Origin of the sequence: Microbulbifer sp. JSM ZJ756 (assembly GCF_044383805.1) — a bacterium.
Lineage (GTDB): Bacteria > Pseudomonadota > Gammaproteobacteria > Pseudomonadales > Cellvibrionaceae > Microbulbifer > Microbulbifer zhoushanensis.
The window spans coordinates 294,755-309,721 of the sequence record NZ_JBISER010000002.1; the positions used below are offsets into that span (position 1 = coordinate 294,755).

The 14,967-nt window shown below is 60.4% G+C and carries 9 protein-coding genes and 1 pseudogene; 6 read left to right on the forward strand and 4 right to left on the reverse strand.

Translation table 11 applies throughout. The features are described 5' to 3' along the window. Position 1: 1 nt before the first annotated feature. Entirely contained in the window at positions 2 to 2,362 is a 2,361-nt protein-coding gene (locus ACH6CX_RS05325; protein WP_396675079.1) for a TonB-dependent receptor domain-containing protein, read from the reverse strand. A gap of 372 nt (positions 2,363 to 2,734) precedes the next feature. Between ACH6CX_RS05325 and ACH6CX_RS05330 the strand changes: the two genes are divergently transcribed. Then, on the forward strand, positions 2,735 to 2,932 hold the full coding sequence (locus ACH6CX_RS05330; protein ID WP_232941698.1) for a hypothetical protein: 198 nt from the start codon (positions 2,735 to 2,737) through the stop codon (positions 2,930 to 2,932). 100 nt (positions 2,933 to 3,032) lie between these two features. Here ACH6CX_RS05330 and ACH6CX_RS05335 read toward each other — a convergent pair whose 3' ends face one another. From ACH6CX_RS05335 to ACH6CX_RS05345, 3 genes are all read right to left on the reverse strand, one after another. Beyond that, on the reverse strand, positions 3,033 to 3,713 hold the full coding sequence (locus ACH6CX_RS05335; RefSeq protein WP_334078533.1) for a zinc metallopeptidase: 681 nt from the start codon (positions 3,711 to 3,713) through the stop codon (positions 3,033 to 3,035). Between the two features lie 107 nt (positions 3,714 to 3,820). Further along, the gene (locus tag ACH6CX_RS05340; RefSeq protein ID WP_334078534.1) at positions 3,821 to 5,296 is read right to left on the reverse strand and encodes an aminoacyl-histidine dipeptidase; all 1,476 of its coding nucleotides are present in this window, start codon (positions 5,294 to 5,296) and stop codon (positions 3,821 to 3,823) included. Positions 5,297 to 5,468: 172 nt separating this feature from the next. Continuing rightward, the gene (locus ACH6CX_RS05345; protein WP_334078535.1) at positions 5,469 to 7,451 is read right to left on the reverse strand and encodes a VacB/RNase II family 3'-5' exoribonuclease; all 1,983 of its coding nucleotides are present in this window, start codon (positions 7,449 to 7,451) and stop codon (positions 5,469 to 5,471) included. 303 nt (positions 7,452 to 7,754) lie between these two features. Between ACH6CX_RS05345 and ACH6CX_RS05350 the strand changes: the two genes are divergently transcribed. The 5 genes and pseudogenes from ACH6CX_RS05350 to ACH6CX_RS05370 all read left to right on the forward strand — a co-directional run bounded on the left by ACH6CX_RS05350 (position 7,755) and on the right by ACH6CX_RS05370 (position 14,912). Next, a complete protein-coding gene (locus tag ACH6CX_RS05350; RefSeq protein WP_232941702.1) occupies positions 7,755 to 8,831 on the forward strand; it encodes a Glu/Leu/Phe/Val dehydrogenase dimerization domain-containing protein in 1,077 nt (358 codons plus the stop codon). Between the two features lie 334 nt (positions 8,832 to 9,165). Beyond that, positions 9,166 to 12,003 carry a M16 family metallopeptidase gene (locus ACH6CX_RS05355; RefSeq protein WP_396675083.1) on the forward strand — a complete coding sequence of 946 codons (2,838 nt, stop codon included), beginning with the start codon at positions 9,166 to 9,168 and terminating at the stop codon, positions 12,001 to 12,003. 251 nt (positions 12,004 to 12,254) lie between these two features. Beyond that, positions 12,255 to 13,178 (forward strand): annotated as a pseudogene (gene rimK / locus ACH6CX_RS05360) (30S ribosomal protein S6--L-glutamate ligase); the annotation flags it as partial. Beyond that, positions 13,161 to 13,472 (forward strand): cation:proton antiporter regulatory subunit, encoded by a 312-nt coding sequence (locus ACH6CX_RS05365; protein ID WP_255701186.1) that lies wholly within the window; start codon positions 13,161 to 13,163, stop codon positions 13,470 to 13,472. The pseudogene rimK and the gene ACH6CX_RS05365, both read left to right, overlap by 18 nt. 111 nt (positions 13,473 to 13,583) lie before the next feature. After that, a complete protein-coding gene (locus ACH6CX_RS05370) occupies positions 13,584 to 14,912 on the forward strand; it encodes a mechanosensitive ion channel family protein (RefSeq protein ID WP_232941704.1) in 1,329 nt (442 codons plus the stop codon). The last annotated feature ends 55 nt before the right edge of the window (positions 14,913 to 14,967 follow it).

Sequence of the window (14,967 nt, forward strand, 5' to 3'; positions counted from 1 at the left end):
GTCAGAAATCCACGGTGGCGGAGAGTGAGGCGGTGCGGGGTGCCCCGATCCAGGCGCCGCCGGAGACCACGGTGCCGAGGTAGTCCTCGTCCGTCAGGTTATTGACCACCAGGTTGAGGTTGATCCCCTGCAGTGCCGGGCTGACGTCCGCCAGGTTGAGGCCCAGGTAGGCGTCGGCCACGACGTAGGACTCCGCCTCCCAGGTGTTTGCCAGGTCCACGTAGCGGTCGCCGGTGAGTTTGGCTGACAGGCCGCCGTAGAGCAGCGATGAACGCCAGTCCAGCCCGGCTACGAACAGCTGGTCGGCAATGCCCACTACATTATTGCCCGGTACCAGTCCCTGGGCAGCGTCCACAGCGGCATCACCGGTACCGATATAGCTGGCATCAAGGAATGTGTAGGAAGCGTAGAGATTGAGGCCCGGGTTCAGGTCATAGTCCAGCAGCAGTTCCAGGCCATCGGATTCGATACCGCCGGCATTGAAGTAGGAGCCGTTGGTACCGATCAGGTAGTTAGGGCCCGCCGCGGTGTTGTTGTCCAGGAAGATGATGCGGTTATCGAACTCATTGCGGAACAGGGTGGCAGTGGCGGCCAGCGCTTCGCCCGTGTACCGCAGGCCCAGTTCGATGGTCTCGGAAGTTTCCGGGTCGAGGTTGTCCAGGTTGGATTCGGGCCGTTCCAGGACACTGTCACCGATGGCCTTGAAGTTTTCGGCATAGCCGGCAAATACCTCGGTGCCATCCATGGGAGCTTCCCAGACCAGGCCGGCCGACAGCAGTACATCGGAATCGGACTCGAGGTCTGCGTCCAGGCTCTCGGAGAACAGGTCCTCGCGCTCCACGTCGACCAGGAACTGCTTGGCGCCGAGGCTCAGGGTGACGCTGTCGATTGTCAGGGCATCCTGCAGGTACCACTTGTTGGTCTGCTGCGGATAGCTGCGGCGATACTGCTCCCAGTAGGGGGTACCGTCGAACTCCGGGCCACTGGTGGCATCGGTGATCCGGTGCCAGTCCCGGTGTTCGTCACGGGTGGCGTCCTCGTACCAGAAGCCACCGCGGAACTCATTTTGCAGGCCGGCAATTTCACCGTTGTGGGCGAAGTCGAGGCTGAAGCCGCTGCGCTCCTTTTCATAGTGCGTATGACGGTAGGACATCACCGGGATGGCACCGGCCTCATAACATGCCGGGTCGTACTGTGCGCCGGCCTGGCCATAGATGGTGACAATATTGGAAGTGCAGCCTTCGATCGGTGCCAGCGCATTGCCGCCGGCGTCCACATAGAAAAACTGGCCGGCACTGCGACCGGTCATGGCGGTGGTGCCACCGAGGAACTCGGACTGGCCGCTGTCGCCGTCATCGGTGACATCCACCAGGTAGGGCGGTACCCAGTCGCCACGCCCCTCATTAGTGTGGTAGTAGACACTGCCTTTCAGGTTGAGGCTCTCTGCCAGGTCCAGGTCGAACTGCGCATAGCCGAGCAGGTTCTCCCGCAGTGTGGACCAGCCGCGACGGTATAGCTGGTCGATATAGGGCACACCGCTCCATTCACTGCTGAGGAAGTCATTTTCCGGGAACTGCTCGAACTGGGCGGCGGAATAGATACGCTGGTAGTTATCCTCGTGAATGTCATCGTAGGAAACATAACCCGAGAGGGTGCCAGCCGGGACTGTGGTTACCAGCTTGGCCGCGACATGCTCGCGTTCGTTTTCGGCGGTCTCGGTAATCCAGTCGGTCGCCTCCTGGTTTGCGTAGGAGATCCAGGCCCGGGTGCTGCCTTCTGCAAAGCTGCCGGTGTCATAGCGGAGGTAGTAGCGCTGAGCATCGAACTCGCCGCCGGACATCTCGACGCGCATACGGCGATCTTCGGTGGGGTCATCGGTGCGATAGTTGATGGTGCCGCCCAGGGCCTCGTTGGAACGGGAGGCAATGTCCGCAGTACCCTGGGACACGGCGACACCGCCGATATTGGCCGGGTCAATAAAGCGGTTGGCCTTGGAACCCCCGCCATAGTTGGAACCGCCGTTGGGGATGCCGTCGATGGTGGTGCCGATCTGCTGCTCATCCAGGCTGGTGGTGAAGCCGCGCACAGAGATATTGGTTGACCAGTCGTCAAAGCCGTAAGTATCCCCCTCGTTGACGGATACCCCGGGCAGGTTGTCGATCAGGGCGTTGACGCTGGTTATCGTAGACTGCTGTTTGCGCATCGCATCGGTAACAGCACTGCTGTTGAACGTCTCGCCGCTACCGAGTACTACCACTTCCTCGATATTTTCACTGCTGTTGTCCTGTGCAACGGTGCCAGCTGAAGCCATGGCGGTAACCATGGAGATAGCTGTGGAAAGTAATCTTTTTGAACTGTTCATTCCTTTGTTCCCTCTTTAACAGGTGGTTATTCAACCCGGCCACTTCGTTGTTGCCATCCATCGGGCAGTAGCGCTCGTCGGCGCTTCATCTCCGCGGCTCTTGTCTGGCGCGGCTACAATGGCGCCACCTGATGAATCGGGATTTACAGGAATATGAAATTAATCTTGCTGAAATGTTATAGGGTCCGGTTAACCGGTTGTTGCAGGTCGTGTTGTCCTGAAAAAGTGAACAACTTGTAGTGGCATCAGAGCTTCGAAAGAAAAAAGGCCGCTGCGTGAGCGGCCCAACAGGTGGGGGAGGGAGTTACTTCAGAGAGTTCTTTTTACAGTAGCTTTCCGCCCAAGGGTGTGGTGCGGAAAGGAGCGTTGATAATGCTGCAACTGCCTGGGAAAAAAGTTGCACTATTCGGCGGAACGATGATCCCGGCTATTCTGGTTTCACAGAATGTGCGGTTGATCTCAATCCTGGTGATTCTGCAGGTTGCGAATACCTCAGGGGGAGGAGCTGCATCTAAAAAAGACGGCTGGCGCAATCCTCCATTCAGCTCGAAATACTACCCCTGGTTATAGTGATCTCTGGCTTCATGAGGCCACGCTGAAAACAGATTGGTATGGAAGTGCCAGTTGGGGGGCATGTTGTCTGGGGTGTCTCACCGGGGCAATGTCCAGCCTAGCGGATAAACCGCAACCATCGCCACAGGCTGAGCATTTCTGTCAGGGCACCGGCAAAGTAGGTGAGCGCCGCTGCCTTGAGCACCGACCTGACCGCGGGCATGTGCTCCGCAGGTACATATCCCTCTTCCAGGATCGGCAGCGCTTTGTTGAAACTGGCGTCATACTCCTCTGGCAGGATGGCGGCATACATCAGCGCGGATGCCATCATGGTCAGCACACCGATTGCCACGGCAACAGCGAAGATATGGGGAACCCTGGCGACCAGGGCCAGGGAAGAGATTGCCAGCATCAGCCCGGTGCCCAGCCTCCGGATAAAGAAGGCTTTGCCCATATGTTTCTGCCGCAGGTGGCTGACGGGCTCGTTGCGGGTAAACTGGATCGCGTGCCCGACTTCGTGGGCGGCCACGGCGACAGCCGTCAGGGACTTGCCGTCGTGGACCCGGGGGCTCAGTGAGACTATTTTCTTCGCCGGGTCGTAGTGGTCACCATTCGGCCGTCCCCGTTCCACGGTGACGCCGTCGAGGCCGAAACGCTCGACCAGGTGGCGGGCCAGCTCGCCTCCGGTGCCCGGCATGGCCTCCCGCTGTTTCGAGTGGCGCCACATCACCAGCTGGACCCAGAGCGAGGGGCCGTATACCAGCAATACGACGAGCAGAGCTCCCAGTCCGTAAATCATGTCCGGTTCCCTGTTATCTGCTTACCCCGCACCCGGAGGGAAATCTCTCCTGCTGCGGGGGACCAGTCTATCGGAATTGCGCGCTGGCGAGCCACATCGGTCGTGCTTTAGTGGTGCTTTGCCGGGATCGCCTGCACCACCTTCAGGAAGTACTCCCAGAAATTCGCCACGCTCTCGATATGTACCCGCTCTTCCGGCGAATGCGCGCGGCGGATCGTGGGTCCGAAGGAAACCATATCCCAGTGGGGGTAGGGCTTGGCCAGCAGGCCGCACTCCAGGCCGGCATGGATGACCTTTACTTCCGGCTCGGCGCCGGTCATATCCTTGTAGACATCTTTCATCAATGCAAGCAGGGGTGATTTCACATTGGGCGTCCAGCCCGGGTAGGCGTTATCCAGCGACACAGTTGCGCCGGCCAGCTCAAATGCGGCGGCGACATTGAGACCGTGCTGGTCGCGGGCGCTGTCGGAGAGGCTGCGTACCAGGCACTGCACACGCACCCGGTATTCGCCGTCATTTTCTTCAGTAACCACGCGGGCCAGGTTGTTGGAGGTTTCGGCGATGCCCTCCAGGGTGGTGCTCATGCGCTCCACGCCACTGGGGCAGGCGCGCAGCATGCGGATAACCCTGCGCTCGCTCTCCCGGTCCATGACAGATGCCGGGGCTTCGGTTTCCTCTACCGCGATATCCAGTTTCGGTTCGTTGTCGAGTTCGGCTTTGCTCACTGCGCTTTCCTGCAGGACAATTTCCATCAGCCGGGCGGCATTGTCCGCAGGTACCGTGAGGGTGCTGAAGGATTCGCGCGGGATGGCATTGCGCAGGGTGCCGCCATCGAGCGCGGCAATGCGCAGCCCTTCGATCTCCCGGATGGCGGTATCGATAATACGGTTGGCGATCTTGTTGGCGTTGCCGCGGCCCTTGTCGATATCCAGCCCGGAGTGGCCGCCGCGCAGGCCGCGCACACTCAGGCGGAAGGCCTTGTGGCCCGCCGGCAGTGGTTCGGCGGAGTAGGGTAGTGCCACGTTGATATCCACGCCGCCGGCGCAGCCCACGTACAGCTCGCCCTCGTCCTCGGTATCCAGGTTCAACAGCAGCTCGGCCTCAAAATGGCCCGGCTGCAGGTGCTTGGCGCCGGTCATTCCTGCTTCCTCATCGATCGTCAGCAGGGCTTCCAGCGGCGGGTGCGGTATATCCGTGCTCTCCAGCAGCGCCAGGATGGCCGCTACGCCGATGCCGTTATCCGCGCCCAGGGTCGTGCCAGTGGCGGTGACCCAGTCGCCGTCGATCTGCGGGCGGATTGGATCCCTGAGGAAGTCGTGGTCAGTGTCGGCGTTCTTCTGCGGCACCATATCCACGTGGCTCTGCATGGCGAGGATCTTGCGGTCCTCCATGCCGGGAGTGGCCGGTTTCTTGATGATGATATTGCCGATCTGGTCCAGCCTGGCTTCCAGTCCACGTTCTTTGCAGAAGTCGAGGATGTAGGCCACCACCTTTTCCTCGTGCTTTGAGGGCCGGGGAATCTCGCACAGCCTGGAGAAATGTTTCCACAGCGGGGTCGGGTTCAGTTCGGCAATGGATGACATATTGCGTCCTTCTTCCTTTATTTATTTCTGGCGCGGTCCCGGCCGGATGGGCTGGCCGCGGGTATGAGCCGGCCGGGCTTGTGGCCCGGCCCGGGAAATTGCGGTGGCAATTATAGGATTGGGGGCGGGGGAGTGACAGGTGGGCGCGGCCCGGAAGGGCCGCGCCAGTGCATTACTCGTCCGCAGCGGAGGTGGCAGCCTCTGTGGCCACGGGGATACCGCCGCCGACCACCTCAAAGGCGATGCGGCGCTTGTCCACGTCGACACTGCCTACCTTTACGGTCACCGGTTGCTCCAGCTGGTAGGAGAGATCGTCGTGGGCCAGGGTCAGGTGCTTGCCGTCGAAATCCGGCAGGTTCTTCTTGTCGCTGTTCAGGCGTACGAAGCCATCGATGCCGAAGTCATCCAGGCGAACGCCCAGGCCGGCGCCATTGACCAGTGTCACCCTACCGGTAAATTCCTGTCCCACCTTGTCCTGCATAAACTGGCAGTAGAGCCACTGTTCCAGGGCGCGATTCGCCTGGCGACCGCGGAGCAGGCTGTCCTGCAGCCCCTCGATCTTCCCGTCGTCGAGGTCCGCTGTCTGCTGTCCAGCAGCGGCTGCCTGCAGCACCCGGTGATTGTGCAGGTCGTTGTACTTGCGGATCGGTGAGGTAACGGTGGCGTAAGCCTCCAGGCCCAGGCCCAGGTGGGCGCCGGGTTTGTTGGCCAGCTGGCCAGGGCGCAGCATGCGCTTGAGCACTGCCAGCAGGTTCTGCATCCGGGGCTCGTCGTGGGTCTCAAGGTACTTCACCAGCGCCAGGTAGTTGTCCAGCTGGTGCAGGTCCTTTTCCGCGTGCTCGGGCAGCAGTTCCTTGAGCAGGCTCTTGACCTCACCCATGCGCTCGTCACGGAATCCCAGGTGGACCGAGAAGCAGCCCTGCTGCAGGCTTGCCAGTTTCGCACCCATGGCGATGTTGGTGGCCAGCATGGCTTCCTCAACCATGCGCTGGGCCACGTTGCGCTCGCGTTTCTCGATGCGGGCGATCTTGCGCTTCTCATCCAGCAGGATGTCGTAATCCGGGCGGTCCTCCATGATCAGGGAGTGGCTCGCGCGGTAGGTGGCGCGCGTCTTGCTCAGGGCTTCCAGGTTGCGGAGGCTTTCCTGCTGGTCTTCCGGTACGGCACTGAGGTCGCCATCGATAAACCCGCTGACGTTGTCATAGCTCAGCTTGTGCCGGGAGCGAATCGCCGCGAATTCGTAGCGGCTGTCGCCGATGCGGCCATCACTGTCAATGTCGATGTGCAGTACCAGCGCCGGGCGCAATTCCCCTGGCAGCAGGGAGAAGGCCTCCTCGCAGAGCTCGCGCGGCAGCATGGGCAGCGTCTCGCCGGGCAGGTACTGGCTGTGGGCGCGCTCGAAAGCTTCCCGGTCCAGAGGGGTGCCGGGCTCGATCAGGCTGGAGGGATCGGCGACCGCGATGTGCAGGGTCCAGCCGCCGTCGCGCGCAGTGACGGCAATGGCATCGTCCATGTCGCGGGTGGACTCGGCGTCAATGGTGGCGAAGCCGGTGTCCGTGAGATCCTCGCGCCCGGCAGCCACTTCGGCGATTTTTTGCTTGATGTCCGCAGCCTGCTTCAGGGCTGCGTCACTGAACTTCTCCGGCAGCTGGTGCTGGGCGACGACAAAGGCATGCTCGATACCCGGCATTTCCGGTGCGCCGATTACTTCCAGTACCTTGGCCTGGGCCTTGCCATCCTTGAACGGGTGACGGATCACCTTGCAGGCGATGAATTCGCCTGGCTGTGCCTTGCCACGGGCCTTGGGGGGCAGGAAGATCCAGCGGTTCAGGCCGTTCTGGCTGGGCTGGATAAAGTGCCCCTGGCCCCGCTGGACATACTGGCCCACCAGGTGATTGAGGTCGCTCTCGAGCAGGGCATCCAGTTCAGCGGACAGTTTGCCCTTGTTTTCCTCGGTGAGGCTGACCCGCACCCGGTCACCGGGAAATACGCGTTCCATTTCGGGGGGAGGGAGAAAGGCCTCGCGTCCATCGTCGAGCATGACGAAGCCGAATTTGCCGTTGCTGCCGCGGACCCGGCCCTCGGCAAACTCCTTGGTGGAGCGGATATCGGTTTTCAGTTGGTTCAGTTGCTTGAGGGCATCCGGGTTCAGCATGCGTGAGGTCTCTACACGGGTCGATTTGGGCGCGGATTCTACCAGACAGAGATTGCGGAACCAGTTTAAACCCTCCCCCGGGGCAGGTGGTGAATGACCGATAAGCCATTTCCGGGTCACAGTGACCCTTCATCCTAAAAATAATGTGCCTGTGTGATAAATTAACCCGTTGGACGCTTGTTTGTGCAAAGATTGCAAACTTTATATCCTGATCATGGATATAATCTTATTCTCGAATAAAAATGCACAAAGGGCTGTGGTTGTTCCCCAGCTGTAGAACCGGTCTCCGGAGAGGAACACAAAATGAGTATATTTTCCCATCACGCCTACGATAAGCACGAACAAGTGGCTTTTTACCAGGACGCCAAAAGCGGACTGAAGGCGATTATTGCGGTGCACAACACCAATCTGGGACCCTCACTGGGCGGTTGCCGTATGTGGCCCTACGCCGATGATGGCGAGGCGCTGGAGGACGTACTGCGGCTGTCCCGCGGCATGACCTACAAGTCCGCCATGGCGGGTCTCAAGCTGGGTGGCGGCAAATCCGTGATTATCGGTGACCCGCGCAAGGAGAAGACTCCGGAACTGCTGCGTGCCATGGGCGAATTCATCAATACCCTGGGTGGCCGTTACATCACTGCTGAGGATTCCGGCACCAGTGTTGCCGACATGAAGGTGATCGGCGAGACCACCGAGTTTGTTTCCGGCCTGATCGAGGGCTCCGAGACCGGTGGCGATCCGTCCCCTTCTACCGCATATGGCGTCTTTGTGGGCCTGAAGGCCACCGCAAAGCACCGCTGGGGCCGCGATGACCTCAAGGGCCTGAAGGTGTCCATCCAGGGCGTGGGTAATGTGGGCTTCCGCCTGGCCAAACTGCTGAAAGAGGCAGGTGCCGAGATTTTTGTCACCGATATCTTCCAGGACAACATCGACCGCGCCGTCAACGAACTGGGTGCCACTGCAGTGGGCTCCGACGAAATTTTTGACCTGGATGTGGACCTGTTCGCGCCCTGCGCCATGGGGGCCATCCTCAATGACGACACCATCGCGCGACTGAAAGTGGGTGCCATCGCCGGTGCGGCCAACAACCAGCTGGCCGAGGAGCGCCACGCTCAGGTACTGCGCGAGAAGGGCATCCTTTATGCCCCGGATTACGTGATCAATGCCGGTGGCATTATCGATGTGTATTACCAGCAGCAGGGCAACTACGATCCCGCGCAGGTCCAGGAGCACATCGAGCGTATCGCCGACACCATGCAGGAAATCTTCCAGCGTGCCGAAGAGACCGGCGAGACTACCGCGCATGTGGCGGACCGTATTGCCGAAGAGCGTTTCGGGCACGAGGACGCAGTAAAAAAAACTGATTCTGCCGCGGCCTGATGTGAAGACCCGCACCGGGTCACGTTGAACGCGGCGCGCCGGCCCCGCCGATAACCTGATCGGCGGGGAAGGCGCCAGGCAGCTTTCTCCCTCTGGCGATATATTGTCGCGAAGTCCAACTGAAGTAGTTTCCCGGGCGCATCTGCGCCCGTTTTTTTATTCCTCCCATTTCTCCCCGCTGGCCACCTGGCCCGTTGGCGCTGGCAGTCGACCGATTTGCCCGGCGCGCACCGAAGTTTGTTGCCTAAACTATCTTTCCCGGTATGTGCCACCCGCAATGCCACGAGCGCACTGGCGGGACCGAAAAGCCGGCTCGGTAACGGGGAATTCATCCATGCTCACGCGTTTTGTGCTTATCACCATACTTTTCACCGCGGTGCTGCAGGCTGGCTGCGGCGCACCCGAGGAGTCCCGGCGGAAGAACGGGGAGGGTGAGCACCGCGCGCTGACGGTTGACCGGGAAGCTGCCGCCAGTAGCCGCGCCGCAGCGGCCAAGCAGGAAGCCTACGTTGAAGTGCCGGATATCGAGATCCCGTTCCACCGGGAAACCCTCGACAATGGCCTGACCGTGATTGTGCACGAGGACCGCAAGGCGCCGGTTGTGGCGATCAATATCTGGTACAAGGTGGGATCCAAGGATGAAAAGCCCGGCAAAACCGGCTTTGCACACCTCTTCGAGCACCTGATGTTCAATGGCTCGGAAAACTATCCCGGTGAATACTTCGAACCGTTCCAGCGCTCCGGTGCCACCGATATGAACGGTACCACCAATAATGACCGTACCAATTACTTCGAAACCGTCCCCAGGGGCGCACTGGATATGGCGCTGTGGATGGAGTCCGACCGTATGGGCCACTTCCAGGGTGCCATCAGCCAGGAGAAGCTCGATGAACAGCGCGGTGTGGTAAAGAACGAGAAGCGCCAGGGCGAGAATGCCCCCTATGGCAGGGCGTTTGAAGTCATCGCAGAGAGTACCTTTCCCCCGCATCACCCTTACTCCTGGACCACCATTGGCTCCATGGAAGACCTGGACAATGCCAGCCTGGAGGACGTCAAGCAGTGGTTTGCCGAGTACTACCAGCCCGCCAATGCCATCCTGGTGATCGCCGGTGATATCGGCGTCGAGGAGGCCATGGCCAAGGCGCGAAAGTACTTCGGCGACATACCCAGCACCTCGGTACCCCCGCGGCTGGAAAGCTGGGAGCTGCCCGTGCAGCCGGACAAGCGCGAAGTGCTCACCGACCAGGTGCCGCAGACGCGTATTTACAAGGTATGGAATGTCCCCGGCCTGGACAGCGAGGAAGAAAATGCCCTGGACCTGATGACTTCGTTGCTGGCGAACCGCAACAACTCCCTGCTTTACCGGCGACTGGTGCGGGAGGAGCAGGTTGCTACCAGTGTCAGTGCCTATTACTTCGGCCGCCAGCTGGCGGGGCAGCTGTTCATCATGGTGGACGTAAAACCCGGCCAGCCGGTCGAGAAAGTGGAGCGGCTACTGGACGAGGAGCTGCGCCAGTTTGCCAGGGACGGGGTCAGTGTCGAGGAATTGCGGCGTATCAAGCAGAGCGAGTTCGCCGGCCTGGTCAAGGGGCTGGAGAAAATCGGCGGTTTCGGCGGCAAGAGCGATATCCTGGCGCGATCAGAGTTTTACTACGGTGACCCCGGCGCGCTGATCACCGGGCTCGAGGAGTACTCCCGCGTGTCGGCGCTGGAAGTCCAGGACGTTGCGGAGCGCTGGCTGACCCCGGAGAGTTACACACTCATTATCAAGCCCGCGGAAGAGTACCAGGCGGCCGATGAGGGGGCCGATCGCAGCAGCCTGCCGTCGGTGGACAAGACGGTTGAGCTGGAACTGCCGTCGCAGAAAGAGTTTACCCTCGATAACGGCCTGCGGGTGGTGCTGGCCGAGCGCCACGATACACCGGCAGTTTTCATGAACCTGCAGTTTCGCAGTGGCGCCGCTGCCGATGGTGACAAGCCGGGCCTGGCATCCCTGGCCGCGCGTATGCTCAGTGAGGGGGCCGGGAAGTACGACAGCCTGGCCTTCAGCAGCAGGCAGGAAGAACTGGGGGCCAGTGTTACCGCCGGCAGTGGGCTTGACTACAACAGCATCAACTTCAGTGCGTTGACCACGCAGCTGGAACCCTCCCTGGAATTACTGGCAGAGGTGGTCGAGAACCCACTGTTCCCGGAGGAGGACCTGGCCCGGGTAAAATCCAATCGCATCGATGCCATCGGCCAGGAGAAGGCACAACCACAGGGGCTTGCCCTGCGTGAGTTGCCGCCATTGCTCTATGGCGATGGCCACCCCTATGGTGCGCCGCTGACCGGCTCGGGTACAGAGGCGGGCATCAGGGCCGTCACTCGCGACGACCTGGTGGACTTCCACAATACCTGGCTGCGCCCGGACAACGCCGTGCTGACCGTAGTGGGGGATGTAAAAGCTGAAGACCTGAAGGCCCGGCTGAATGATGCCCTGGGCGGCTGGAAGGCCCCCGATACCCAGCTGCCGGAGATCCCTATTCCAACGGTGGAGCGCCCCCCGGAGCCGCGCGTTTTCCTGCTGGACCGGCCGGGGGCCCAGCAGAGCTATATCCTTGCGGGGCTGGTGATCCCGTCATGGGAACCAGAGGGTGCCGAAGCTTTCGACGCCATGAGCAGTGTCATCGCCGGGAAATTTACCTCACGGGTGAACATGAACCTGCGCGAGGACAAGCACTGGTCCTACGGGGCCCGGGCGGTCTCACTGGATACCGAGGGGCAGCGTCCCTATGTCCTGTTTGCCCCGGTGCAGACCGACAAGACCGCCCAGGCCGTCACCGAGTTGCTGAAGGAATACACCCAGTTCCTGGGCGACAAACCGGTTACGGAGGAAGAACTCGCGGACTACCGCGATGATGAGGTGCTCAAGCAGAGTGCCCGCTTCCAGACCAAGGAGCAGCTGCTTTCCAGTATTGCCTGGCAGGTGGAGAAGGGGTTACCGCCGGAATATATTGCCGAGTACCCGCAGCGGGTATCTGCGCTTACGCGCGAGGATGTGAAGCTGGCCGCAGACAAATTCCTCGACCCGGGCCAGTTTACCTGGGTGATTGTGGGGGACCTGGACAAGATCCGGGAGGATATCGAGGCCCTGGATATCGGGCCGGTGACGGTATTGCCCGGGGAGTCCTGAACCCGGCGCGAAAGAAATCGCAATTGGCGTTTTCTGCATTTTCTACTAGTCTGGGTACTGTTGCCTGCCGCGCGCCAGCTGAGAGGCGCCGAGCGCCCGGCGGGCAACACGGGAATCCAATAACGAGATCCAGAATAGAACTGTTGTTGTCACCGCGCGGGGCCCCCCGCCGCATCTGAACAGGGCACTCGCCCCATTTCGTCCAGAGCCGCCGGGTGACTCCGCCGGAAATACAATAAAAGGTAATCACCATGAAACTCGCGATCCTGTCCCGCTCTCCCAAGTGCTACAGCTCCATGCGCCTGCAGGAAGCGGCGCAGAAGCGTGGGCATGAGGTGGAGGTGCTGGATACCATCAAGTTTGCCATCGACCTGCAGCGCGGGGCCCCGGACCTCTATTACCGGCAGAAACAGATCGGGGACTTCGACGCGGTACTACCGCGCATCGGCGCCTCGATCACCTACTACGGTACAGCGGTAGTGCGGCAGTTCCAGGAAATGGATGTTTTCTGTGCCAATACCGCCCATGGTATCAACAATTCCCGTGACAAGCTCCGCAGCCTGCAGCTGCTCAGCCGCCACCATGTGGGCATTCCCCGCACGACCTTCGTGCACCACAAGAAAGATGTGCTGCCCGCGATCGAGCGCGTGGGCGGGGCGCCGGTGGTGATCAAGCTGATCGAGGGCACCCAGGGGATCGGCGTGCTGCTGGCCGAGACGGTCAAGCAGGCAGAGGCCATTATCGAACTGTTGCAGGCCCAGAAACAGAATGTGCTGATCCAGAAATTTGTCGCCGAGAGCAAGGGCCGGGATATCCGCGCCTTCGTGGTAGGCGATCGTGTGGTCGCCGCCATGCGCCGGGTCGCGCAGGGACAGGAGTTCCGCAGTAACGTGCATCGCGGTGGCGTTGCCGAACCGGTCGAATTGCCGGACGAATACATGGAAACCGCGGTGCGGGCCACCCAGATCATGGGGTTGCAGGTTGCGGGTGTCGATATGCTCGAGGGCAAGAACGGGCCGCAGATCATGGAGGTGAACTCCTCGCCGGGGCTGGAGGGTATCGAGACCTGTACCGGGCTCGATGTGGCCGGCGCGGTGATTGAATATATTGCCGCGCAGGTGGACTTCCCGGAAATCGATGTGCGACAGCGCCTGACAGTGAGTAAGGGCTACGGTGTCACTGAAATCTATATTCCGGAAGGTTCCAGGTTTGTGGGCAAGACCATTCGCGATACCCAGCTCTATGAGCACGATATCAATGTGCTCACTCTATACCGGGGCGCCAAGGTAATACCGAATCCCAAGCCTGAACGGGAGCTGGAGGCGGGTGACAAGTTACTTTGCTTTGGTAAGCTGGAAGCCATGCGGGGCATGGTGCCGGCCAAGACCCGTCGACGCCGGCGGCCGGACATTTCTGACTTGCCTTCCGACCTGGCCATTGCGGGAGAGGTGTCAGACCTGGAGTTGTGACAGTCACTCGACTACCGGCACGGGCAATAAAAAACCGAGACAGCGCAGCACTGTATTCCGGGTGGTGGGGCTTTCTGCCCCGGTGTGCCGCCCGACTTGTGGGAAAAATGCGTGGAAACACAAGAGCTGCTTGAAGAGTTAAAACAGAATGCCAGCCAGGCACTGACCTCCACTGACCGGATGGAAATCCTGGGGCAGCTGGGCGTCATACTGGCAATCTACGCGCTCGCCTACGTAATTGCCCACCGCCTGGTCAAGCTGGTCCCGTGGTTCAGGCGTCCTCCCGAGCGGCCGGAGCAGTCACCAATCCAGCTGCTCGTCTATCGTTGTGGCAGGTTGCTGTTCCCCCTGCTGGCCCTTGTGTTCCTGCGTATCGACCTGGCATTTATCCCGCAGGTCCTGGGGGAAAGCTGGGTTGTGCAGGCAGCTTTTGCCATCGCAATTATCCTGCTGTTCAATGATTTTGTGAAACTGGTGATCACCCGGGCGTCGGTTGCCACCGTATTCCGCTGGGTGGGAATGCCGATCCTGTTCCTGTATGTGATTGGCGCACTGGATGACATCGTCCGGGTGCTGGATTCCATGGCGGTAGAACTCGGCAATATCCGTATCTCCGCTTACGGGATCACCCGGGCCGTGATCTTTGGCTCACTGCTTTTCTGGCTGGGCCGCGTGTCCAATTCCACCGGGCAGACCATCATCCGCAACCAGCAGGCCCTGGATTACCGCACCCGGGAAGTCGCGGCCAAGCTGTTCGAGATCGCGCTGTTCACGCTGGTCTTTATCCTGATTCTCAACCTGATGGGGATCAACCTGACCGCACTGGCAGTGTTTGGCGGGGCCGTGGGCGTGGGTATTGGTTTCGGCCTGCAGAGCACTGCCTCCAATTTTATCTCGGGGCTGATCATTATCCTGGATCGCTCGATCACCCTTGGCGACTACGTTGCGCTGGACGAGGAGCGCCGCGGAACCGTGACCAAGCTGAGCATGCGGGCGGTCACCCTGGAAACCTTTGATGGCAAGGATATCGTTGTACCCAATGAGAAGTTCGTTTCTGAATCGTTCGTCAACTGGACACAAAAAAACCGGAAACAGCGCTACCGGGTAGACTTTTCCGTCAGCTACAGCACCAATGTGCGTGAAATGGTGGAAATCGTAAAAGATGCGGTAGCGCGGCATCCACAGGTCCTGAGCGGCGATGACCTGCCCATCGAGGAGCGGCCCGACTGTGAGATCGACAGCTTCGGTGACAACGGCGTTAACATGTTTGTGGAATTCTGGATGGAGGGGGTCGACGATGGCCGCAATCGTGTTGGCGGTGACCTGCTGCTGATTATCTTCGAGACGTTACAACAGCACGGAATCGAGATTCCGTTCCCGCAACGGGATGTACGCGTCCTCAGTACCCCGGAGAAAAAGACCCTGGATCCCTTTACCTAGTTTCCGGGCAATTCGCCAGCGAACGGGAGAGCCGGCTGTTACGGTGCTGCGCCGG